We start from the raw sequence: 23,809 nt of genomic DNA on the forward strand, positions 1-23,809 counted from the left end.
CATGATTCCCCATCCCAGCTTTCCTCCGATTTGTTCCGAAGACCTCGAAAGCGTGCCTTCAATCCCAGCTCAGCGCGCCACCGTTCTGATATTCGATGACACGCGTCTCGAAGAAGTTCTTCTCCTTCTTCAGGTCCATCGCCTCACTCATCCAGGGGAAGGGGTTCTCCACGTCCGGGAATACCGGCATGAGCCCGAGCTGGGCGCAGCGCCTGTTGGCGATGAAATGCATGTATTGTTCGCAGGACACCGCGTTGAGGCCGAGGAAGCCGCGCGGCATGGTGTCCCGGCCATAGGCGGCCTCCAGTTCAGCGGCTTCGCGGATCATCTGCTGGAGATCGGCTTGGAAGGTCAGCGTCCACAGATGCGGGTTCTCGATCTTGATCTGGTTGATCACGTCGATGCCGAAGTTCAGATGGATGCTCTCGTCGCGCAGGATGTACTGATACTGCTCGGCGATCCCCACCATCTTGTTGCGCCGGCCGAGCGAGAGGATCTGGGCAAAGCCGGTATAGAACCACATGCCCTCGAAGATGACGTAGAAGGCGACGAGATCGCGCAGGAAGGCCTGGTCGGCGTCCGGCGTGCCGGTCTTGAAATCGGGATCGTCGAGATGCTGGGTATGCTTGAGCGCCCAGGCCGCCTTGTCGGTGATCGAGGGGATCTCGCGATACATGTTGAAGAGTTCGCCCTCGTCGAGCCCGAGGCTCTCGACGATATATTGGAAGGTGTGAGTATGTACGGCCTCCTCGAAACCCTGACGCAACAAATATTGCCGGCACTCAGGATTGGTGAGGTGGCGGTAGATCGCCAGGACGATATTGTTGGCGACCAGGCTCTCGGAGGCGGCGAAGAAGCCGAGATTGCGCTTGAGCATGCGCCGCTCGTCCTGTGTCAGGCCGTCCTTGGACTTCCACAGCGCGATGTCCGCCTGCATCGATACCTCGGTCGGCATCCAATGGTTGTTGCAGCCGGCGAGATATTTCTCCCAGGCCCATTTGTATTTGAGCGGCAGGAGCTGGTTTACGTCGGCGCGGGCATTGATCATCCGTTTCTCGTCGACCGTGACACGGCCGCCCTTGCGGTCGATCGCGCCGAGGCCGGTCGCATCCGCCGTGCTCTGTGGCAGGGGAAGCTGGGCTGCGGGCGAGGTGGGTTCGGACCAGTCGAGCATCGTCATCGTTTTCTTATCCTCAGAGCGTTTTCCAGAAAAGTTGATAGACTTTTCGCTTAAGAAAACGCGTCAAAACAAAGAGTTGGAGAGCAAGGCGCGAAAGGGAAAAATCGCACCTCGTTCTCGGCTCACTGGCACGCTTCGCAGTCGGGGTCGTGGATGGAGCAGGCCTTGCCCCACGCTTCCGACTGCAGTGTTTCCGGCTGAGTCTCGATCAGGATCGGCGCGGCCGCGTGCGGCACCGTGGCAGAGACGGCGTTGAGCTTGCCGTCGGTGCCCTTCAGCGTCGATTTCTCGACATGGGTGGCCGACTGCGAGCGCAGGTAATAGGTCGTCTTCAGGCCACGCTTCCAGGCCAGGCGGTAGAGCGTATCGAGCTTCTTGCCGGAGGGATTGGCGATATAGAGGTTGAGCGACTGGGCCTGGTCGATCCACTTCTGCCGACGCGCCGCGGCTTCGATCAGCCAGGCGGTGTCGATCTCGAAAGCGGTGGCGTAAAGCGCTTTCAGCTCTTCGGGGATGCGATCGATCTGGCCGAGAGAGCCGTCGAAATATTTGAGATCGGAGATCATGACCTCGTCCCACAAGCCCCGTGCCTTGAGATCGTGGACCAGGGCCGAGGTCACCACTGTGAAATCGCCCGACATGTTCGATTTCACGAAGAGGTTCTGATAGGCCGGCTCGATTGACTGGGACACGCCGCAGATGTTGGAGATCGTCGCCGTCGGCGCGATCGCCATGGTGTTGGAATTGCGCATGCCGACGGTCTTCACCCGCTCGCGCAGGGCGTCCCAGGGCACGGTCGTGCCGGTATCGAAGGCCGCGTTGTCGCGCGTCTCGGCCAGCAGGCCGACCGAGTCGATCGGCAGGACGCCCTGCGACCACAGCGAGCCATCGAAACTGGGGTAGCGACCACGCTCGGCCGCCAGGTCTGTTGAGGCCGAGATGGCATGGAAGGACACGGCTTCCATGCTCTCGTCGGCAAAGCACACGGCGGCTTCGGAGGCATAGGGCAGGCGCAGGGCCTGCAGGGCATCCTGGAAGCCCATGATGCCGAGACCGACGGGCCGGTGCTTGAGGTTGGAACGCCGTGCCTCGGGAATGGTGTAGAAATTGATGTCGATGACGTTGTCGAGCATGCGCATCGCCGTCGTCACCGTCGCCTTGAGCTTGTCGAACATCAGGCCGTCGGCGTCGACATGGGCAGCGAGGTTGACCGAGCCGAGATTGCACACGGCAACCTCGTCATGGGAGGTGTTCAGCGTAATTTCGGTGCACAGGTTCGAGGAATGTACCACGCCGACGTGACGCTGGGGCGAGCGGATGTTGCAGGGGTCCTTGAAGGTGATCCAGGGATGCCCGGTCTCGAACAGCATGGTCAGCATCTTGCGCCAGAGATCGATGGCCCGGATCTGCCTGAAGACGCGGAGCTCGCCGCGCGCGGCGCGTGCCTCATGCGCCTCATAGGCGACCTTGAAGGCGGGACCGTAGAGGTCGTGCAGGTCCGGCGTTTCGTCCGGTGAGAACAGGGTCCAGGGGCCATCCTGTTCCACACGTTCCATGAACAGATCCGGCACCCAGTTGGCGGTGTTCATGTCATGGGTGCGGCGGCGGTCGTCACCGGTGTTCTTGCGAAGATCGAGGAATTCCTCGATGTCGACATGCCAGGTCTCCAGATAGGCGCAGACCGCGCCCTTGCGCTTGCCGCCCTGATTGACGGCGATTGCGGTATCGTTGGCGACCTTGAGGAAGGGCACCACGCCCTGGCTTTCGCCGTTGGTGCCTTTGATATGGGCGCCGAGCCCACGCACATTGCTCCAGTCATTGCCGAGGCCACCGGAATATTTGGCGAGCAGCGCATTGTCCTTCACCGCCTTGAAGATACCTTCGAGGTCGTCGGACACAGTGGTCAGGAAGCAGGAGGAGAGCTGGGCGCGCAGCGTTCCCGAATTGAACAAAGTCGGCGTCGAGGCCATGAAGTCGAAGGAGGAGAGAAGATCATAGAATTCGATCGCCCGCGCCTCCCGGTCGATCTCGCGCAAGGCCAGGCCCATGGCCACGCGCATGAAAAAGGCCTGCGGCAGCTCAAAACGCGTGCCGCGCACATGCAGGAAATAGCGGTCATAAAGTGTCTGCAGGCCGAGATAGTCGAACTTGAGATCGCGTTCGGGCTTGAGGGCAGCGGCAAGGCGGGCGAGGTCGAAGCGGCCGAGCTCCGGGTCGAGCAGTTCGTTGGCGATGCCGACGCGGATATAGTCATGGAAATACTCGGCGTAGCGGGTCGCCATCTCGGCCTGCGTCGCCTGGTCGGGACGGCCTCCGACGAAGCTGAGCGCCTCGCGGCGCAGCTTGTCGTTGAGCAGCCGGGCGCTGACCTTGGCGTAATCAGGTTCGGTCTCGATCAGGGTGCGGGCGGCGAGGATCGGCGCGATCGCCAGTTCGTCCTGGCTGATGCCGTCATAGAGATTGCGCTGCGTCTCGTTCAGCACGGTCTCTGCATCGGTGTCGGCAAGACCTGCGCAGGCTTCGCGCACCAGGGCGGTGAGGCGCGCGTGGTCGAGCGGTAGCAAGGAGCCCTCCGCCGTCTTCATCCGCAGGGCAGGGGCGATGGCGGTCCGTGCCTCTGTCTCGGTTGCTCGTTCCAGGGCGCGCTCTTGGGCGTGCTGTTCGCGATAGAGCACATAGGCACGCGCCACCTTGTGGTGTTCGCCGCGCATCAAGGCGAGTTCCACCTGGTCCTGGATGTCCTCGATATGGAAGGTTCGGCCCGCATCGGCACGGCGGGTCAGGCCGGCAACGATCTGGGCCGTGAGTTCGGCGACAATGTCATGCACCCGGCGCGAAGCAGCGGCCGAATTGCCCTCGACGGCGAGAAAGGCCTTGGTCAGGGCCACCGAAATCTTGGAGGCATCGAAAGGCGTGACGGCGCCGTTGCGGCGAATGACCTGATAGCCCGGTTCCGAGGCCGGCTTCGCCCTGTCGGCGCCGGCAGCCGGAAAAGGCGTCTTTGTGGTCGTGGCAGTTTCGAGATCGAAAGACATTCGGCAAACCCCAAAATGTTGGAGGCTTGGGCCGAAGGAACGCGTTCCGCGTCGGCGCAGGCATATGCGCCACGAGCAAAGCGATCCGTCGGGGCACCCCGCCCGAGGAAACGATAACCAGCCACAGGCAGGTCTCCTGGCTCGCGGGTCGTTGCGAACTGTCTGCCTTCCCGGCGAAGGGCGGGTTGAACCCGCCTTCCGGCCAGTGGCACAGCGACAGCCCGCTCTCCGCTTACAGTTGCGGGGGCAGCCCCGGCTTTGCCCTAGAGCGTCTTGTGTTTTGAAAGCGTCGCTTCAAATCGCAAAGACGCGTCGAACAAAAAGTTCGAGGAAAAGTGCGTTTTCACCAAACGCGCTTTGCTCTCGGGCTCACCGGATTCCCTCTTAGCCTCGGACAGCGAATCCGAGGACCTGTGGATACAGCATCTAGTATGCCTGGGTGTCTCTATGTCAATACATGGTGTATGATGCCCTTTTTTTCAACGGGGACAAGGCGTGCCGGAGGACGAAATTTGTCCCCCGGCAGGTTTTTCACGCGGACGCCGCCACTCTCGCTGGAGCGGTCTCTTCACGAAGTTTGCGGGCGGCGGCAACCATGTTGACGAGGGCCGGGCGGACCTCGTCCCAGCTGCGGGTTTTCAGGCCGCAATCGGGGTTGACCCAGAGCTGATCGCCGGCGATCCGCTCGCGTGCCTTGGCAAGGAGGTCGCGCATCTCCGCCACGGTGGGGCAGCGGGGAGAGTGGATGTCATAGACGCCCGGCCCGATCTCGTTGGGGTAGCGATAGGCCCGGAACGCATCGAGAAGTTCCATTTTGGACCGAGCAGTCTCGATCGAGATCACGTCTGCATCCAGGCCTCCAACGGCATGGATGATGTCGTTGAACTCCGAGTAGCACATATGGGTGTGGATCTGCGTGGCATCGTCGACGCCTGAGGCGGCGAGGCGGAAACAGGCGACCGCCCAGGTCAGATAGGCCTCCTTTTCGGCGTGTCTGAGCGGCAGGCCTTCGCGAATGGCCGGCTCGTCGATCTGGATGATGCGGATGCCGGCCCGTTCCAGATCGCCGACCTCGTCGCGCAAGGCGAGGGCGATCTGCCGGCAGACCTGCTCGCGCTCGAGGTCGTCCCGCACGAAGGACCATTGCAGCATGGTGACCGGTCCGGTCAGCATGCCCTTGACAGGACGCTTGGTCAGGGATTGTGCGAAGCGTGCCCATTCCACCGTCATGGCCCGGGGACGCGAGACATCGCCATAGATGATCGGCGGGCGCACGCAGCGCGAGCCGTAGCTCTGGACCCAGCCATGCTGGGTAAAGGCATAGCCGGCCAGTTGCTCGCCGAAATACTGCACCATGTCGTTGCGCTCGAATTCGCCATGCACGAGAACGTCGAGGCCGATCTCTTCCTGCCAAGTGATCGCCTGGGTGGTTTCCTGTCGCAGAAAACGCTGATAGTCGGCGTCGTCGATCCAGCCCTTTGCGTGGTCAGCGCGTGCTTTGCGCACGGCGTCGGTCTGGGGGAAGGAACCGATGGTCGTGGTGGGAAATTGCGGCAGGCCGAGCCATTCCTGGGCCCGGCGGCGCAGCGTGTAGGGATGCCGGCGCTCGCTCATGGCCGGCGTGAGCCCGTCCATGCGGGCGGCGACGCCGGCATCATGTATACGAGCGGATACACGGCGGGCCGCAGCTGCTGCGTCCGATTGGGCGAGTTCATCAGCGACGGCCCGCCGCCCGTCGACCAGGGCTGCCGACAGGGTCTTCAGTTCCCCGATTTTCTGTATCGCAAAGGCCAGCCAGCTCCGGAGTTCAGGATCGAACGCGCTCTCGGCCTCGACATCGTAGGGAACGTGGAACAGGGAACAGCTCGGAGCGAGGACGACGCGGTGGGGGCCGAGGGCTGCAACCGCCGGCTCGATCCGATCAAGAAGGGCAGTCAGGTCGCTCCGCCAGACATTGCGCCCGTCGATCACGCCCAGCGATAGCACCTTGTCGGCGCTGGCTCGTGCGACCGCCTGCCCGAGCTGGCTTGGCGCCCGCACCAGGTCGAGATGCAGGCCGGCGCTGGGCAGGTCGAGTGCCAGGTCGAGATTGTAGCCGAGGCCGCCGAAATAGGTCGCGATCATGATCTTCAGATCGGAGACCGTGCTGGAAAGGACGCCATAGGCATGGCGCAGGGCGGCCCGCGCGTTCTCGTCGAGATCGAGCACGAGACAGGGTTCGTCGAACTGCACCCAGTCCGCGCCGGCCGCGGCCAACCTGTGCAGGATCTCGGCATAGACGGGCAAGAGGCCTGGCAGCAGGGTGAGCGGATCCAGGCCCTCGTCCTTGCTCTTGCCGAGCAGCAGATAGGTCACCGGGCCGATGAGCACGGGGTGCGTGTGGAAGCCGAGCGCTACGGCCTCCCTGAATTCGTCAATGGGCTTGGCCGAAGCGAGTTCGAAGGCCTGGCCGCGGCGAAATTCGGGAACCATGTAGTGATAGTTGGTGTCGAACCATTTGGTCATCTCGAGAGCGGGGACACCGCCGCCGCCATGGCAGCAGCCCTCATGGCCACGATCGTCATGGCCCCGCCTGCCGCGCGCCATGGCGAAATAGGTCGAAAGCGGGACGGAGCCACCCTCCCAGCCATATTGAGAGGGGATGGCACCGACCACGGCGCTCATATCGAGAACCTGATCGTAGAGCGAAAAGTCATTGGACGGGATATGGGTAACGCCGAGCAGGCTCTGTCGAGCCCAGTTGCTCGCGCGCAACTGGGCTGCCGTTGCGAGCAAGGCGGTCTCGTTCTGCCTTCCGGCCCAGTGGGCTTCGAGGGCCGTCTTGAGTTCGCGACGTGGGCCGATGCGTGGCGTGCCGAGCGTCGAAATGGGAATGGACATGCGCGTCTCCGGCCGGTGACCGATAGGTCCCGGTTCGTGGTGAATGGATCGGATCGAGGAGGGAGCGGCGTACCGTTAGGGCACGCCGCAACGCATTCGTCGTCGAGCAGTCGGATCGACTGCACCTTCACGCATGATGGCAGTTTGAAGCTTGAACATCGGCAGACCCCATGAAGAACTGGGGGCAAAGGCCGTACGGGAGCGCCTGACGCGGCCAAGGACATTGACTTGGTCAAGCAACCACCGGGACACCCCGCCCGAGGACGTTTACATTCGTCGGGGCAGGTCTCCTGGCTCACGGCTCACCGAGCTTGCCTGCCTTCCCACCTGCGCAGGGCAGGCAGTGGCATGATGAGGCAAGTTCTCGCCGTCTACAGTTGCGGGGGCAGCGCCGGCATCGCACCGGCTTCCCTCTTAGCTTCCATTGCGAGAATGGAAGAACCTCGACTGGGCAAGCAAACGACAAGACGTCGTGAAAGTCAAGGTCGACATAAAGACATGTTTATATAGGCATGCCATGCGATCATAGGTTGCCCTTGGATCGCGACCTCGCGGCGGCCTTTGCTCGGCTTCAATCGCAACCACAAGCCCGGTGTCGATGGCGGCGCCTGCCTGAGTGCCTCGTCTGGCCGTGCACGAAAGGCCGAGGGGGCTTCAGCATGGAACGATTCCAATTGATCATAGGCAGCGGTGAGAAAAACGACTAAATCAGGGCCAAACCGGTGGCACCCCTGCGCCACCTCTGCCAGCCCTGGAGCAAAGCGCGTTTAGACGGAAACGCTTGTTTGCTCTAGCTCCTTGTTTTGACGCGTCTTTGCGATTCTTGCCGAAGCCGTCAAATCGCAAAACGCTCTGTTCGGAGATCCTCTCCATGCCTGCCGATTCCGCTGCCAATTCCCGCTATCCCCACGTTCCCCTGTTCCCCCTGGGAGCGGACGAGACGCCCTACCGCAAGCTGACCAGCGAGGGCGTGCGGGTCGAAAAGCTCGGAGGCAGCGAGATTCTGCAGGTGGATGGCGAGGCGTTGCGGCTTCTGGCCGAGCAGGCCTTCATGGACATCAATCATCTCTTGCGCCCCGGCCATCTCCAGCAATTGCGCAACATTCTGGAAGATCCCGAGGCGACGGACAATGACCGCTTCGTCGCCTATGACCTCCTCAAGAACGCCAACATCGCCGCCGGTGGCGTGCTGCCGATGTGCCAGGACACCGGCACGGCCATCGTGATGGCCAAGAAGGGCCGCAAAGTCTGGACGGAAGGTGAGGACGAGGGCGCCATCGCCCAGGGCATCCGCGATGCCTATGAGAAGAAGAATCTGCGCTATTCGCAGCTCGCACCGCTGTCAATGTTCGAGGAGAAGAACACCAAGACCAATCTGCCGGCCCAGATCGACATTTCCGCGGAAGGGGAGGAGGCCTACAAGTTCCTCTTCGTTGCCAAGGGCGGCGGCTCGGCCAACAAGACCTTCCTTTATCAGGCCACACCCTCCATCCTGTCCAAGGACCGCCTGATCGCTTTCCTGAAGGAGAAGATCCTCACGCTCGGTACGGCAGCCTGCCCGCCTTATCATCTGGCGGTGGTGATCGGCGGTACCTCTGCCGAAATCACGTTGAAGGCCGTGAAACTCGCTTCGGCGCGCTATCTCGACAGCCTGCCCACCGAGGGCTCCGAACTCGGCCATGCCTTCCGCGACCTCGAGCTCGAGAAAGAAGTGCACAAGCTCACCCAGTCGCTCGGGGTCGGCGCCCAGTTCGGCGGCAAGTATTTCTGCCACGACGTCCGTGTCATCCGCCTGCCGCGCCATGGCGCCAGCCTGCCGATCGGCCTTGGCGTTTCCTGCTCGGCCGATCGCCAGGCCATGGGCAAGATCACCCGCGAGGGTGTCTTCCTCGAGGAGCTCGAGCACAATCCGGCGCGCTTCCTGCCGGAGATCGATGAGAGCAAGCTTGGCGGGGCGGTGGTGAAGATCGACCTCAACCAGCCGATGTCTGACATCCTGGAAACCCTGTCGCGCCATCCGGTAAAGACGCGCGTGTCGCTGACCGGCACCATCATCGTGGCCCGCGACCTTGCCCATGCCAAGCTGCGCGAGCGCCTGGAAGCGGGTGGGGGGATGCCCGATTATCTCAAGAACCATCCTGTCTACTATGCCGGCCCGGCCAAGACACCCGCCGGCTATGCCTCGGGCTCCTTCGGCCCCACCACGGCGGGCCGGATGGACGCCTATGTCGACCAGTTCCAAGCGGCCGGCGGCTCGATGGTGATGCTGGCCAAGGGCAACCGTTCCGCCCAGGTCCGCGAGGCCTGCGCCAAGCATGGCGGCTTCTATCTCGGTTCGATCGGTGGCCCCGCCGCGCGCCTCGCCCAGGACTGCATCAAGAAGGTCGAGGTGCTCGAATATCCCGAGCTCGGCATGGAAGCGGTCTGGCGCATCGAGGTCGAGGACTTCCCGGCCTTTATCGTCATCGACGACAAGGGCAATGATTTCTTCAAGGAACTCAATCTGGGTTGAGTTCGCTCACCCTGCTTTTCGGCGAGGCCTCTTCCTGAAAAGGGAGGGGCCTTTTTCATGCACGTTCTGCGTGTTGTTGCAAAATCGCAACTGTCATGGACAAAGCCCTTTTGTGTCAGAACGATGACTTACCTTAACATTGTGTAATGTCTCGCCTGGGAGGAAAGCTTCGATATCGCGGTGCACAACGACCGCGCCTCTTCGATTGGCTGAATATTGGTTTGCCAGCTTTTCGAAGAGAGCGGCCCTGATTGAGGGCTATCTTATAAGATCGGGGTATTTCCATGTCTATTCGTGCAATTTTACTCGGCGCTGGCGCTGGATTTCTCAGCATCGTCGCAGCTTCTGCTGCGGACTTGCCCATGAGCAAGGGCGAAGCCGTTGAATATGTGAAGGTCTGTACGGCATTCGGTCCGGGCTTCTTCTACATTCCGGGCACCGATACCTGCCTCAAGATCAGTGGCCAGATCCGGGCCGACTATTGGTATGCGCAGGCGCCCAGCAATGCGACGGGCAAGCGCAACATCAGCCAGACGCAGTTTCGAACCAATGCCCGCATCCGCTTCGATGCCCGTACCCAGACCGACTGGGGCATGCTGCGCTCCTTCTTCGAACTCCAGGCTGAATCGAATGCGGGTGCGGCCACGCACGACACCTTCCAGGTGCGTCAGGCCTATCTGCAGTTTGGCGGATTGACGGCCGGTTACGCCTGGTCGCCTTACGCCTTCTACGATCCCAATTATCAGGCCGAGTTTTTCGCCCCTTATTTCGGCGAGCAGGGCCGGCGTAACCTGATCAGCTATACGGCTCAATTCGACAAGGCCTACGCCACCCTGTCGATCGAAGATGGCCGCGATCATCGTGCCAACACCACAACCTTCGGCAATACCGGCAATGCCAACATTCGCGGCCTCGGCGGTTCGCAGGTGCCCGACATCGTCGGCGTGATCGGCTATGACGACAACAAGAACGGTTGGGGCCGCCTGCAGATCATGGGCGCTCTTCACCAGAATCGCTCCGCCGTGTCGAATTACGGTGACAAATGGGGCTACTCGATCGGCTTCGGCGGCAATGTGAACATTCCGGTTCTGGAAGGCGGCTATGTGGCCGTCGAAGCCAGTTATGCCGATGGTGCGACGCGCTATCTCGGTGTCGGCGCTGCTTCCAACCCGAATGGGTCCTCGCTTCTGGGTATCGGGGGCTGGGATGCCTATCCGACCAACGGCGCGCCATATGATCTCGACAGCGCCAAGGGCTTTGCCGTGCAGGCCGAGGCTGGCCTGAACGTTACCAAGCAACTGCAGGCCGTGCTGTTTGGTGGTTACCTGGACTTTGATGCGCCGCGCGTGGCGACCAACGTCAGCGACAATTTCAAATATTACGTCATCGGCGGCCAGGTGAACTACACCATCGTCAAGGGCTTCATTGCCGGCGCTGAAGTCTGGTACCAGAACAAGGACGCGGAGGGCGCGAACACCAAGACGGTCGACGCTGTCGGTGCAGGTGTGCGTCTGCGCCGCACCTTCTGATCCGGCCTATAGAGGAAGAAGCATGGACGCTGCGCTCTCCTGGGCGCGGCGTTCCTGTATTCGGCGCCCGGTCAGTTCTGATTGGCCGGGGTAAGATCGGTGCCGTTCAGGCTGCCGATATAGTCGGTTAGCATCGGCACGTAGCGCTGCGCGCCACCGGCGGCCATCGCCACGCCGAACGAGTTCTTCACGGCATTGCCGATCGGATTGACCAATCCTGCCGCACTGGCCATCGCCTCCAGATAGCTTAGATCCTTGTAGGCGTTGGCGATGGTGAATTTGTGGGCATCCTTGTCGCCCTCCAGGACCCAGCGCGAAAAGGTCTGGTAGAAACCGCAATCCATGCGGCCGCCGCGGATGACGCTGTCGAAGCGCTTGGGTGTGATGCCGACCTTCTGCGACAAAGCGAGGGCCTCGGCATAGAGGGCGGCATAGCCCAACGACAGGAAATTATTGAGCAGCTTCATGCGGTGACCGTCGCCCGTGCCGCCGATATGCACGATGCGTCCGGCCCAGGTTGATATCACCGGCTTGAGGCGCTCGAACAGGGCGTCGCTTGCGCCGACCATGGTATCGAGCGTGCCTTCCCAGGCTTCCTTCGGCGTGCGGCCGAGCGGCGCATCGGCGTAATCGATGCCGGCTTCGGCGAGTTCGGCCGCGAGGGCGAGGGTGGAATTGGGATCGGAGGTCGAGCAGTCGACGACGACGGCCCCCGGCTTCAGGCCGGCCTTCAGCCCATCGGGACCGTGTACCAGCGCTTCCACCTGTCGCGAACCGGTGACGCAGAGGAAGACGATGCTGGAAGCGGCGCCCACCTCGCGCGGGGTCTTGGCCTCCTTGGCGCCGCGGGCCACGAGATCCTCCACCGGCGCCCGGTTGCGGTGGCCCATCACCGTCAGGGCGTAGCCCTTCTCCACGATGTTCTTGGCCATGCCATGGCCCATATAGCCGACCCCGATGAAGCCGACGCTTTCCTGCGCATTCGTCATTGCAATCGTCCCGTTTCCTGTCCCGCATTTCCGACGCGGGTTGCCGGCGCATCCTGCCGACGGTGAGTGTGGACGGGGATGGGCTTCGGGCGCAAGCCCGATGGTGCAATGGTATGATGATTTATCGAAGGTCGGCCTGCACCGAGCAGTCAGCTTCTGTTAAATAAGAACGATGAGAACAAAAATAGAACTTGCATGAATGAGAACAAAATGGGTACATACCGCCACGGGGCTTTGAATTGCGACAAGATGCAAGCCCAGTGTTGAAAACGATTGGTTCGGATGACGAATCCGTTCGTGCTTGATAGGGAAACGGGCATATGAGTCAGACGCAGCTGCGCTTGGTCGAAGGAAGCTCCATGGACAAGACGAAGGCGCTCGACGCCGCCCTATCACAGATCGAACGCGCTTTCGGCAAGGGCTCGATCATGCGGCTCGGCAAGGGTTCCAAGACGATGGAGGTGGAGGCGATCTCCACCGGCTCCCTTGGTCTCGATATTGCGCTCGGTGTCGGCGGCCTGCCCAAGGGGCGCGTCATCGAGATCTACGGGCCGGAATCCTCCGGCAAGACCACGCTGGCGCTGCACAGCGTCGCCGAGGCCCAGAGGAGAGGCGGCGTTTGCGCCTTCATCGACGCCGAACACGCGCTCGATCCGGTCTATGCCCGCAAGCTGGGCGTCAATCTCGACGAATTGCTGATCTCGCAGCCCGATACCGGCGAACAGGCCCTTGAAATCTGCGACACGCTGGTGCGCTCGGGGGCGATCGACGTCATCGTCATCGATTCCGTGGCGGCGCTGACGCCCAAGGCCGAAATCGAAGGCGAAATGGGCGATGTGCAGCCCGGCCTGCAGGCCCGCCTGATGAGCCAGGCGCTGCGCAAGCTGACGGCCTCGATCGGGCGTTCCAACTCGATGGTCATCTTCATCAACCAGATCCGCATGAAGATCGGCGTGATGTATGGCAGCCCGGAAACCACCACGGGCGGCAACGCCCTGAAATTCTATGCCTCGGTCCGCCTCGACATTCGCCGTATCGGCGCGATCAAGGACAGGGAAGAGGTGGTCGGCAACCAGACCCGCGTGAAGGTCGTCAAGAACAAGGTGGCGCCGCCCTTCAAGCAGATCGAATTCGACATCATGTATGGCGAAGGCATCTCGAAGGTGGGCGAATTGGTCGACCTCGGCGTCAAGGCCGGCGTGGTCGAAAAATCAGGCGCCTGGTTCAGCTATGAGAGCCAGCGTCTCGGCCAGGGCCGTGAGAACGCCAAGCAGTTCCTCAAGGACAATCCGGATGTGGCGGATAAGATCGAGGGCCAGATTCGCCAGAATGCCGGCCTGATTGCCGAGCGTATCCTCGACAATATCGACCCGTCCGAAGCCGAGGGCGAATGAGGTCGGCCTCGACCGGCTTCTCACGTCTGGCCTAAGCAGAGCCAATTCACACCGAATAACCCGTCTGTCGCTCCCGGCAGTCGGGTTTTTCATGTATGCGCGCCTCGACAGGCCGAAACAGCCCCGCTACAACGCCCCACCACCATGTTGCTGGCCATGCCGAAAGGAAGGGACCAGCCAAAACAGGCATTTGGGCCAAATAGGCAAATTGGACATGAGCGGCGTCAACGAGATCCGATCCACCTTCCTCGACTATTTCGTGCGGAACGGCCATGAAGCCGTGGCGTCTTCGCCGCTGGTGCCACGCAACGATCCGACCTTGATGTTCACCAATGCCGGCATGGTGCAGTTCAAGAACGTCTTCACCGGCATCGAGAAGCGCTCCTATTCGCGTGCCGCGACCTCGCAGAAATGCGTGCGCGCCGGCGGCAAGCACAATGATCTCGACAATGTCGGCTACACGGCACGGCATCACACCTTCTTCGAGATGCTCGGCAACTTTTCTTTCGGCGATTATTTCAAGGATCGCGCGATCGAGCTCGCCTGGAACCTGATCACCAAGGATTTCGGCCTGCCGGCTTCCAAGCTCTTGGTGACCGTCTACTCCGAGGACGATGAGGCGCATCGGCTGTGGAAGAAGATCGCCGGCCTGTCGGACGATCGCATCATCCGCATTCCGACCTCGGACAATTTCTGGCGCATGGGCGATACCGGGCCCTGCGGCCCCTGCTCGGAGATCTTCTACGATCATGGCGAGCATATCTGGGGTGGGCCGCCCGGTTCGCCGGATGAGGATGGCGACCGCTTCATCGAGATCTGGAACCTCGTCTTCATGCAGTTCGAGGAACTGGTCGGTGGCGAGCGCGTCAACCTGCCGCGCCCCTCGATCGACACCGGCATGGGCCTCGAGCGCATCGCCACCGTGCTGCAGCACAAGCACAACAATTACGACATCGACCTCTTCCAGGCCTTGATCCGCGCGTCGGTGGAGGCGATCGGCGTGCCGGCCGAAGGGCCGGCGCTTGCCAGCCATCGCGTCATCGCCGACCATTTGCGGGCTTCCTCCTTCCTGGTCGCCGACGGCGTGCTGCCGTCGAACGAGGGCAGGGGCTATGTGTTGCGCCGCATCATGCGCCGCGCCATGCGTCACATCTCCCTGCTCGGCGCCAAGGATCCCGTCATGTGGAAGCTGGTGCCCGCGCTGGTGCGCGAGATGGGCGCCGCCTACCCCGAACTCGTGCGGGCCGAGGCCCTGATCAGCGAGACCCTGCGCCTGGAAGAAACCAGCTTCCGCCGTACGCTGGAGCGCGGCCTTGCCCTACTCGACGCCGAGACCGTGAAGCTCGGCGACGGCCAGGTCTTTTCGGGTGATGTCGCCTTCACCCTCTACGACACCTATGGCTTCCCGCTCGACCTGACACAGGATGCGCTGCGCGCGCGCAACATCTCGGTCGATCTCGAAGGCTACCAGGCTGCCATGCAGCAGCAAAAGGCCAAGGCGCGGGCCGCCTGGGCGGGATCCGGCGATGCGGCCACCGAGACAGTCTGGTTCGGCCTGCGCGAGCAGGTCGGCGCCACCGAATTCCTCGGCTACGAGACGGAGACCGCCGAGGGCGTTGCCCTGGCCCTGGTCAAGGACGGCAAGCCGGTCGATCACCTCGGCAAGGGCGAGAAGGGCTTCCTGATCCTCAACCAGACGCCGTTCTACGGCGAGTCTGGCGGCCAGCAGGGCGATGCGGGCACGGTGCAGGCCGGTGGCCTGAAGGTCACCGTTACCGATACCCAGAAGAAGCTCGGCGATCTCTTCGTGCATGCCGTCACCGTCGAGGAGGGCACGCTCAAGGTGCAGGAGCCGCTCGAACTCGTGGTCGATCATGCGCGCCGCTCCGCGATCCGTGCCAATCACTCGGCCACGCATCTTCTGCATGAGGCCTTGCGCCTGACGCTGGGCGATCACGTTGCCCAGAAGGGCTCCTTGGTGGCGCCGGACCGTCTGCGTTTCGACTTCTCGCATCCCAAGCCCATTTCGGATGAGGAACTCAAGGAGATCGAGGATCTCGCCAATGCCGTCGTGCTCGACAACAGCGAGGTGACCACGCATCTCATGAGCGTGGACGATGCGATCGCTTCCGGTGCGCGCGCGCTGTTCGGCGAGAAATATGGCGACGAGGTCCGGGTCGTCTCGATGGGGCAGCGCCAGCCCGGCTCGAACAAGGCCTGGTCAGTGGAATTGTGCGGCGGCACCCATGTGCGGCGTACCGGCGACATCGGCCTGATCCGGATCGTCTCCAACGGCGCGGTCGCAGCCGGCGTGCGGCGCATCGAGGCGATGACGGCGGAGGGAGCCCGTAAGCATCTGGTCAATGAGAGCCGTCTGCTCCAGGGATTGGCCGATGTGCTGCGCACGCCCGTGCCCGAAGCCGGGGACCGCCTTGCCAATCTGGTTGAGGAGAACCGCAAGCTCGAACGTGAACTGACCGAGGCGCGCAAGAAGCTCGCCATGGGCGGCGGCGGGGGCGACAGCGAAATCCGCATGGTCGGCAAGACCCGGCTGCTGGCCAAGGCGGTCACCGGCATCGAGTTGAAGGATCTCAAGGCGCTGGCGGACGAAGGCAAGAAGCAGGTCGGTTCCGGTGTCGTCGCCATCGTGGCGACCTCCGAGGATGGCCGTGCCGGCCTTGTCGTCGGTGTGACGGCGGACCTCACCGGTAGCTTCAATGCCGTCGATCTCGTGCGCAAGGGCTCGGAAGCTCTCGGCGGCAAGGGTGGTGGTGGACGGCCCGACATGGCCCAGGCCGGTGGCCCCGACGGTGCCAAGGCCCAGATTGCCCTCGACGCCATCGCCGCAGCGCTGGCAGAGGCCTGAGCCGATGGCCCAGCCCAACACGCCGGACTGGATGAGGCCGCTCTGGGTTCGCGTGCTGCTTTGCGTGCTGCCGGCGGTCTGGGCCGGGGTCGAACTCTACAATGGCAACCAGTTCTGGGGCCTGATGTTCGCGGCTGTCGCCGCCTATGGGCTGTGGACCCAGGTCATTCAATATCGTCCGCCGGAAGAGTGAAGCTGGCGGGCTTCAATCCCCTTCGAACGGAGCCGGTATGAGCACCTATCCCGTCTATGCATTCGACAATGCCATCGTGCGCCTGCCGCCGGCGAGCGTGATCCAGGGCCTGCGGGCCGAGGATCGGGGTGCGCCGACCCATGAAGGGGTTTCGACCGAGCACCGCCTCTATATCGAGGCCTTGCAGGCTGCGGGGGTTGCCGTCGAGGTACTGCCTGCCCTGGAGACTTTCCCGGATTCGCTGTTCGTGGAAGATCCGGCCCTGGTGTTCCCGGAAGGCGCGATCCTGCTGCGGGTCGGCGCCAAGAGCCGTTTCGGCGAGACGGCCGAGATTGCGCCCGTGCTGCGCGGCCGCTTCGACAAGGTCCTGGCGTTGCAGGGGCCGGGTTTTGTCGATGGCGGTGATGTGCTGGTGACGCCCCAGGCGGTGATGATCGGCCTCTCCGACCGCACCACGCGGGAAGGTGCGGAGGAACTGATCCGCCTGTTGGCTGAACTCGGCCGCAAGGGCGTCGTCGTCACCACGCCGCCGGGTGTGCTGCATTTCAAGTCCGATTGTTCGTTGCTCGACGATACCACCATGCTGTCGACGGACCGACTCGCCGCTTCGGGCGTGTTCGAGGGCATGCGGGTACTGCTGACGCCGGAAGGCGAGGAGGCGGGTGCCAACGCGTTGCGGGTGAACGACCGGATTTTCGTCGGCATCGACTATCCCCGCACGGCAACCTTGCTCGAAGCTGAAGGCTATAGTGTCGTCCGGCTGCCGACATCTCAGATCGCCAAGATCGATGCAGGCCTGTCCTGCATGTCGCTGCGCTGGCACGCCTGAGGCGGCGTTCCGCCGCCAATATCCGTAGACTTTCGTGAAGACTGAGCCCGGGGAACCGATTCTCGACCGGCGTCTCGGGTTCGGTCGTTTCTCAGTGCGGTTTCATCGTCTTGGCGAAACCAGCCTCCAGGCGCCTGTAGACAGCTTCGATCACCAGCGTGGTGATGAGATAGCCGACCGCCACCACCAGGAGTGGCGTATAGGTGATCGCCTCGCGTGAGCGGATGATGTTGATCTGGCCCAGAAGGTCCTGGACGCTGACCAGATAGGCCAGAGCGGTCGATTTCAGGCAGAGCACCGTCTCACCGGCAAAGGTCGGCATCATCGCCTGCATGGCGCGGGGCAGCCAGATGCGGCGCACCAGCGCGAAGCCGCGAAAGCCGTAGGCGCGAGCCGCTTCCAACTCGCCACGGGGCACCGACAGCAGGGCCCCGCGCACGACTTCGCCGACATAGGCGCCGACACTCAGCACCAGGGCGAAGATGACGTAGTAATAGCCATCCTTCAGGATCGGCCAGATGAAGGATTGCCGGATGCCGGGGATGGAAGGAAAGAGCGAGCCCAGGCCCTGGTAATAGACGAACATCTGCACCAGCAAGGGCGTGCCGCGAATGACGGACACGAAGCTGGAGGCGATGGCGTAGACCAGCTTGTTCTTGGAAACCCGGCCGAAGCCGACCAGAACGGCCAGGGGAAAACCGAAGAGCAGTGAGAAGAACAGCAGCTTCAATGTGGTGAAGAAGCCGCTGAGGATGGCCGGCCAATATTTGCCGATCCAGCCGAAATTGTCGAAAAACCAGCTTGCCAGATCCGCGGCCATGGTCACCCCAGCTTGGGAGTCCAGCGCCGGATGTGACGCTCGAACATTTTGATGAAGATGTTGGAGAATTGCGTCAGCGCGTAATAGATCGCGCCGCAGAGCAGCAGGAAGGGAAAATACATGCGCGTCGACGCGGCAGCCTGCACGGCCGTGAAGGTGAGCTCGTTATAGCCGACCACGAAAATCAGCGCCGAGTCCTTCAGCATGGTCATCCAGAGATTGGTCAGGCCGGCAAAGGCGAAGGGAATCATCAAGGGCAGGACGACGCGCCGGAACAGGCCGAAGCCATGCATGCCATAGGCGCGGGCCGCCTCGACCTGGCCTTTCGGCAAGGCGAGCACGGCACCGCGCAGAATCTCCGAGGTATAGGCACCGTTGACCACGCCGAGCACAGTGATGGCGGCGAAGAAACCGCCGATTCCCAGCGTGCCGTAACCCAGCCAGGCCATCAGGGCATTGAGGCCCTGCTGGCCGGCATAATAGAGGATCAGGATCAGCAGCACCTCGGGCACGGCGCGGCAGATGGTGGAGTAGCCATTGGCGAGCGCGACCAGCCAGCGCGGCCCACGCAATTTGGCCCAGGCGACGAGGCCGCCGATCAACAGGCCGGTCAGATAGCCACCGACCGAGATTTCGATGGTGATGACCAGGCCCTGGAGCAGCGATACGCCCCAGCCGGTCATCAGCAGATTCCAGAAAGCTTCCACGCCCGACCCCGCAGAAAGAAGAGGAGCCGGCCTGAACTCTCAGGCCGGCTGGAGAAAGCTCGGTTCAGCTCAATAGGAGCGAACCCAGCGGCCTGCCTCATTTCGGCGGCGTACCGACGTCGTACTTGAAGTATTTCTTCTGGATCGCATCGAACTCGCCATCGGCATAGACGGCCTTGATGCCGGCATCGAGCTTTGCCTTCAGGTCGGTGTCCTCTTTGCGCAGGCCTCCGCCGACGCCGGCTTCGAACACCGGATCCTTGGGGAAAAGCTTCATCTCGCAGCATTGGCCGTCCTTGCCGGCCAGGAAGTCGTCGAGCGCGGCGGCATCGGCCATCACCAAGTCGAGACGGCCCGCCGCCAGATCGGCATTGGCCTGATCCTGGGTACCGTAGCTCTTGATGTCGGCATCGGGATAGGTCTTCTGGACATATTGGGCGTGAATGGTGCTGGTCTGCACGCCGATCGACTTGCCTTTCATGCCCTCCGGCGTGAAGTCGAACTTGTCGGCCTTGTTGCCGATGAATTCCGGCGGCGTGTTGTAATAGCGGATGGTGAAGCCGATCTGGGCCGAGCGTTCCGGCGTGATCGTCATCGAGGCCCAGATCACGTCGATCTTCTTGGCGATCAGGGCGGGGATGATGCCATCCCAGGCGGTGGCGACGACCTCGCAGTCGAGCTTGGCGGCCTTGCAGACAGCCTTGGCCAGATCGACTTCGAAGCCGACCCACTGGCCGGAGGCGTCCTTCGAAGCGAAGGGCGGATAGGGTTCGGCCGCGACGCTGACCTTGATGGTGTCGGCCTGGGCTGAGGCGAAGGCCACACCACAAAAGAAGGCGCTCGCCACGAGGAACTTGGCGTTGAAGTGTTTCATTTTGGTCCCCTGATGGATGTCTGTTTTTTCAACGTTTTCTTGGGTTTTCGTACTTGATGCGTGAGTTCTGGTGCCCTCCTGCCCCCCGAACTTTTTCGTCAAGCGAACCTGACTGCCATGCAGGTCGTGTTAGTGCTGGCGCGGCGTGACGAATTGACGGCAACGCTCGCTGTTGGGATTGCCGAACACCTTCCGTGGCGGGCCTTCCTCCTCGACATTGCCGTTGTAGAGATACATCACATGGTTGGCGACATCGCGGGCGAAGGCCATTTCGTGAGTCACCAGCAACATGGTGCGGCCCTCTGCGGCGAGATCGCGGATGACCTTGAGCACCTCGCCGACCAGTTCCGGATCGAGCGCCGAGGTCGGCTCGTCGAACAGCATCACCTTAGGGCGGATGGCAAGGGCGCGTGCGATCGCCGCGCGCTGCTGCTGGCCGCCGGAGAGGAAGGCGGGATAGACGTCCTTCTTGGCGTAGAGGCCGACCTTGTGCAGCAATTGCTCGGCATGGGCGATCGCCTCGGCCTTGCTTTCGCCAAGGACATGCACCGGCGCCTCGATGACGTTTTCGAGCACGGTGCGGTGCGCCCACAGATTGAAACTCTGGAACACCATGCCCAAACGGCTGCGGATGCGCTGGAGCTGCTTGTGGTCAGCCACCGACATGGCGCCATGGCCGTCCGGCTTCAGGCGAATCTCTTCGTTCCCGATCAGGATGCGGCCGGAATTGGGAACCTCCAGCAGATTCGTGCAGCGCAGCATCGTGCTCTTGCCCGAGCCTGACGCTCCGATCAGGGCGATGACATCGCCTTCATGGGCCGTAAGGGAAACGCCTTTGAGGACTTCCAGGAGGCCGAAACTCTTGTGAATATTGTCGAGTTGAACAACGGGTGTCCGGCTCGCTCCCGCTTGTGGGGCGTCCTCTGGCATAAAGCGACCTCATCTGACGTTCGGTTGCCCAGAACTGTATCAGCCATTTCAGTTTGCACAAGGTGCGGGCAGCCACTCTTGTCGATAACGACATGCTCTGGTCTTTATCCGCTGCATGAGATAGGCAGGTCGCGAAACTGGAACCCTGCCTATGTCGCTAGCCGCCTCCATTCGCAAAGTCCTAGTGCCGATCAATCGCGAGGGCTATCCCTTCCTCGGGATCGCCGGCGTGGCCACGCTGATTGCGCTGGTATGGATCAAGGTTCTGTTCTGGCCGCTGCTGATCATCACGGCCTGGGTCGCCTATTTCTTCCGCGACCCCCAGCGGGTGACGCCGGTGCGCGAGGGCCTGGTGGTCTCGCCGGCCGATGGCGTGGTCAGCCAGATCGCCAATGTGCTGCCGCCACCGGAGCTGGGACTGGCCAACCAGTCACTGTTGCGCGTCTCGGTTTTCATGAACGTCTTCGACTGCCACGTGAATCGCAGCCCAGTGACGGGGACGATCACCAAGATCGCCTACAAGCCCGGCAAGTTCCTCAACGCCGATCTCGACAAGGCCAGCGAGGACAATGAACGCAACAGCTTCATCATCGACACGGGAACCAGCCGCTACGGTGTGGTGCAGATCGCCGGCCTGGTGGCGCGGCGCATCGTCTGCTGGACCAACGAGAACGAGCACGTCGCCGTCGGCCAGCGCCTGGGCATGATCCGCTTCGGCTCGCGCGTCGACGTCTATCTGCCCGAAGGGGTGCGCCCCCTGGTCGGTATCGGCCAGAAGATGGTGGCCGGCGAGACGATCCTGGCGGATGCCAATGCCGCGATGCCGAATTTGACCCATCGCGTCGGCTGATCATGGACCCGCTCTTCCCGCCTTTTCAGCCTGGAAGTCCGGATCCCGAGGGAACGAAGCGGCGTGCCATTCCGCTGCGCGTGCTGATTCCCAACATGATCACGCTCCTCGCGCTCTGTGCGGGCATGACGGCCATTCGCCTGGCCATCGAGAACAAGCTCGACCTCGCCATCGGCTGTATCGTGGTCGCGGCGCTGCTGGACGGTATCGACGGGCGTGTGGCGCGTTATCTCAAGGGCACCTCGAAATTCGGTGCGGAACTCGATTCGCTTGCCGATTTCGTGAATTTCGGCGTGGTTCCCGGCATCGTCCTCTATTTTTGGGGATTGCACGATCTGCGATCCATTGGGTGGATCGGCTCGCTGGTTTTCGCCATCTGCATGGTGCTGCGCCTTGCCCGCTTCAACGTGACGAGCAGCGATCCCAACCGGCCGGCCTTCCAGGCGAACTTCTTCACCGGCATGCCCGCACCGGCCGGGGCCTGCACGGTGCTGCTGCCGATCTATCTGGATTTCCTCGGCCTCACGCATGAGCCGAGCCATGCCAAATATGAGCTCGCCTATGTGCTGCTCATCGCCTTCCTGATGATCTCCACCATCCCAACCTTCTCGGGCAAGAAGCTGGGCAACCGCATTCCGCGCGAATGGGTGCTGCCGATCTTCGTCGTCGCCGTGGTGGTGGTGATGCTGCTGGCGCTCTATCCGTGGGAGTCGCTGACTTCGCTAACCGTCGGCTATCTGGCGACCATTCCATTCGGCGTCATCTATTATCGCAAGCAGGCGCAGGCCCATCAGGCCTCGCTACAGGCGGAGCAGAAGAGCGAGTAAGCCGGTGAGCCGGTCTTCTCAGCTCCACCAAGAGATGGAGCGTGACCGGCAGCTCCCCTCCGGGAGCAAGACATATCAATGCCGGTCCGAAGACCGGCACACCGAATTACACCGGCTTGGCCAGCACGTGCTTCTTCTTGCCCATCGACAGCTTGATCACGCCGTCGGCGGTGACGTCGGCCTTGGTCAGCATAGCCTTGGGATCGCTGACCACGACGTCGTTGACCCTGAGGCCGCCGTTGGCGACCTGGCGGCGGGCCTCGCTGGTGGACGGCACCAGGCCTGCCTGCACGAAGGCATTGAGGAGGCCGACACCCTCGCTGAGGCCCGGCAGCTCGAAGCTCGGCAGGTCGCCGGCCAGCGTGCCTTCCTCGAAGGTCTTGCGGGCGGTTTCCTCGGCAGCCTCGGCCTTGTCGCGGCCATGGACGAGCGCGGTCGCCTCGGTGGCCAGGCGCTTCTTGGCTTCGTTGATTTCCGAACCACCAAGGGCGGCGAGGCGGGCAATCTCGTCAAGCGGCAAAGTGGTGAACAGCTTGAGGAAGCGTTCGACGTCGGCGTCCTCGGTGTTGCGCCAATACTGCCAGTAGTCATAGGCCGAGAGCATGTCGTCGTTGAGCCAGACGGCGCCGGCGGCGGTCTTGCCCATCTTGGCGCCCGAAGCGGTGGTCAGCAGCGGGCAGGTAAGGGCGTAGAGCTGCGGCGTGCCCATGCGGCGGCCGAGATCAATGCCGTTGATGATATTGCCCCACTGATCCGAACCACCCATTTGCAACACGCAGTCATGGCGCCTGGAAAGTTCTACAAAATCATAGGCTTGCAGGATCATGTAATTGAACTCGATGAAGGAGAGCTCCTGCTCGCGGTCGAGCCGCAGCTTCACCGAATCGAAGGACATCATGCGGTTGACCGAGAAGTGGCGACCGATGTCGCGCAGCATCTCGATATAATTGAGCTTGGTCAGCCACTCCGCATTGTCGGCCATGATGGCCTTGTCGTTCTCGTAGCTGATGAATTTGGAGAAGACGCGCTGGATGCTGCGCTTGTTTTCCTCGATCTGTTCGAGCGGCAGGATACGGCGGGTCTCGTCACGTCCCGACGGATCGCCCACGCGCGTCGTGCCGCCGCCCATCAGGGTGATCGGGCGATGGCCGGTCCGCTGCAGCCAGTGCATCATCATGATTGGTACGAGATGGCCGATATGCAGCGAGCTTGCCGTGAGATCGACACCGACATAGGCGGTGATGCGCCCGGCGGCCGCCTTTTCGTCGAGGCCCTCGAGATCCGATACCTGGTGGATATAGCCGCGCTCGGTCAGGGTACGCAGGAAATCGGATTTTAACGCGGTCATGGCAAACGCTCTCAAACGGCATATAACTTCTCTAGGCGCCGTCTAA

The 23,809-nt window shown here is 62.3% G+C and carries 17 protein-coding genes and 2 riboswitches; of the genes, 8 read left to right on the forward strand and 9 right to left on the reverse strand.

What is annotated here, in order from left to right; translation table 11 throughout:
- Positions 1–58 precede the first annotated feature (58 nt).
- The 3 genes from ACZYTC_RS06185 to metE form a co-directional block, all read right to left on the reverse strand.
- Positions 59–1,174, reverse strand: coding sequence for a ribonucleotide-diphosphate reductase subunit beta (locus tag ACZYTC_RS06185; RefSeq protein ID WP_488989982.1), 1,116 nt, complete (start codon positions 1,172–1,174; stop codon positions 59–61).
- A 128-nt stretch (positions 1,175–1,302) separates the two neighbouring features.
- Positions 1,303–4,215, reverse strand: coding sequence for a ribonucleoside-diphosphate reductase subunit alpha (locus ACZYTC_RS06190; protein ID WP_488989129.1), 2,913 nt, complete (start codon positions 4,213–4,215; stop codon positions 1,303–1,305).
- A gap of 109 nt (positions 4,216–4,324) precedes the next feature.
- Positions 4,325–4,645: riboswitch (cobalamin riboswitch) on the reverse strand.
- Between the two features lie 101 nt (positions 4,646–4,746).
- Positions 4,747–7,095: a 5-methyltetrahydropteroyltriglutamate--homocysteine S-methyltransferase gene (gene metE, locus ACZYTC_RS06195; protein ID WP_441773441.1), complete on the reverse strand. Its 2,349-nt coding sequence runs from the start codon at positions 7,093–7,095 to the stop codon at positions 4,747–4,749.
- Positions 7,096–7,358: 263 nt separating this feature from the next.
- A riboswitch (cobalamin riboswitch) is annotated at positions 7,359–7,556 on the reverse strand.
- 410 nt (positions 7,557–7,966) lie between these two features.
- On the opposite strand from metE, the gene ACZYTC_RS06200 reads away from it, so the two are divergent.
- Together ACZYTC_RS06200 and ACZYTC_RS06205 are read left to right on the forward strand one after the other, a co-directional pair.
- Positions 7,967–9,607, forward strand: a complete 1,641-nt coding sequence (locus ACZYTC_RS06200; RefSeq protein WP_434956913.1) for a fumarate hydratase — start codon at positions 7,967–7,969, stop codon at positions 9,605–9,607.
- 362 nt (positions 9,608–9,969) lie between these two features.
- Entirely contained in the window at positions 9,970–11,136 is a 1,167-nt protein-coding gene (locus ACZYTC_RS06205) for a porin (RefSeq protein WP_441773442.1), read from the forward strand.
- A 71-nt stretch (positions 11,137–11,207) separates the two neighbouring features.
- On the opposite strand, the gene ACZYTC_RS06210 is transcribed toward ACZYTC_RS06205, so the two are convergent.
- Complete coding sequence (locus ACZYTC_RS06210) at positions 11,208–12,125, reverse strand: NAD(P)-dependent oxidoreductase (protein WP_441773443.1); 918 nt, start codon at positions 12,123–12,125, stop codon at positions 11,208–11,210.
- A 320-nt stretch (positions 12,126–12,445) separates the two neighbouring features.
- Here ACZYTC_RS06210 and recA point away from each other — a divergent pair, with 320 nt between their 5' ends.
- The 4 genes from recA (at position 12,446) to ACZYTC_RS06230 (ending at position 17,407) form a co-directional block, all read left to right on the forward strand.
- A complete protein-coding gene (recA, locus tag ACZYTC_RS06215; RefSeq protein ID WP_434956910.1) occupies positions 12,446–13,519 on the forward strand; it encodes a recombinase RecA in 1,074 nt (357 codons plus the stop codon).
- A gap of 214 nt (positions 13,520–13,733) precedes the next feature.
- Complete coding sequence (gene alaS, locus ACZYTC_RS06220) at positions 13,734–16,385, forward strand: alanine--tRNA ligase (protein WP_441773444.1); 2,652 nt, start codon at positions 13,734–13,736, stop codon at positions 16,383–16,385.
- 4 nt (positions 16,386–16,389) lie between these two features.
- On the forward strand, positions 16,390–16,578 hold the full coding sequence (locus tag ACZYTC_RS06225) for a hypothetical protein (RefSeq protein ID WP_434956908.1): 189 nt from the start codon (positions 16,390–16,392) through the stop codon (positions 16,576–16,578).
- Positions 16,579–16,615: 37 nt separating this feature from the next.
- The gene (locus ACZYTC_RS06230; protein ID WP_441773445.1) at positions 16,616–17,407 is read left to right on the forward strand and encodes an arginine deiminase family protein; all 792 of its coding nucleotides are present in this window, start codon (positions 16,616–16,618) and stop codon (positions 17,405–17,407) included.
- Positions 17,408–17,498: 91 nt separating this feature from the next.
- Here the strand turns inward: ACZYTC_RS06230 and ACZYTC_RS06235 are convergent, their stop codons facing one another.
- The 4 genes from ACZYTC_RS06235 to ACZYTC_RS06250 form a co-directional block, all read right to left on the reverse strand.
- Positions 17,499–18,227, reverse strand: a complete 729-nt coding sequence (locus tag ACZYTC_RS06235; RefSeq protein WP_434956906.1) for an ABC transporter permease subunit — start codon at positions 18,225–18,227, stop codon at positions 17,499–17,501.
- A gap of 2 nt (positions 18,228–18,229) precedes the next feature.
- On the reverse strand, positions 18,230–18,910 hold the full coding sequence (locus tag ACZYTC_RS06240; protein WP_434959652.1) for an ABC transporter permease: 681 nt from the start codon (positions 18,908–18,910) through the stop codon (positions 18,230–18,232).
- A gap of 121 nt (positions 18,911–19,031) precedes the next feature.
- A complete protein-coding gene (locus tag ACZYTC_RS06245) occupies positions 19,032–19,808 on the reverse strand; it encodes a transporter substrate-binding domain-containing protein (RefSeq protein WP_441773446.1) in 777 nt (258 codons plus the stop codon).
- A gap of 129 nt (positions 19,809–19,937) precedes the next feature.
- The gene (locus tag ACZYTC_RS06250; RefSeq protein ID WP_441773447.1) at positions 19,938–20,738 is read right to left on the reverse strand and encodes an ABC transporter ATP-binding protein; all 801 of its coding nucleotides are present in this window, start codon (positions 20,736–20,738) and stop codon (positions 19,938–19,940) included.
- 151 nt (positions 20,739–20,889) lie between these two features.
- Here ACZYTC_RS06250 and ACZYTC_RS06255 point away from each other — a divergent pair, with 151 nt between their 5' ends.
- On the forward strand, positions 20,890–21,588 hold the full coding sequence (locus ACZYTC_RS06255) for a phosphatidylserine decarboxylase (protein ID WP_434956903.1): 699 nt from the start codon (positions 20,890–20,892) through the stop codon (positions 21,586–21,588).
- A gap of 2 nt (positions 21,589–21,590) precedes the next feature.
- A complete protein-coding gene (pssA, locus tag ACZYTC_RS06260; protein ID WP_434956902.1) occupies positions 21,591–22,415 on the forward strand; it encodes a CDP-diacylglycerol--serine O-phosphatidyltransferase in 825 nt (274 codons plus the stop codon).
- 106 nt (positions 22,416–22,521) lie between these two features.
- On the opposite strand, the gene tyrS is transcribed toward pssA, so the two are convergent.
- Entirely contained in the window at positions 22,522–23,763 is a 1,242-nt protein-coding gene (gene tyrS / locus ACZYTC_RS06265) for a tyrosine--tRNA ligase (protein ID WP_441773448.1), read from the reverse strand.
- Positions 23,764–23,809: the final 46 nt, after the last annotated feature.

It is taken from the genome of Labrys sp. F242 (assembly GCF_057813875.1).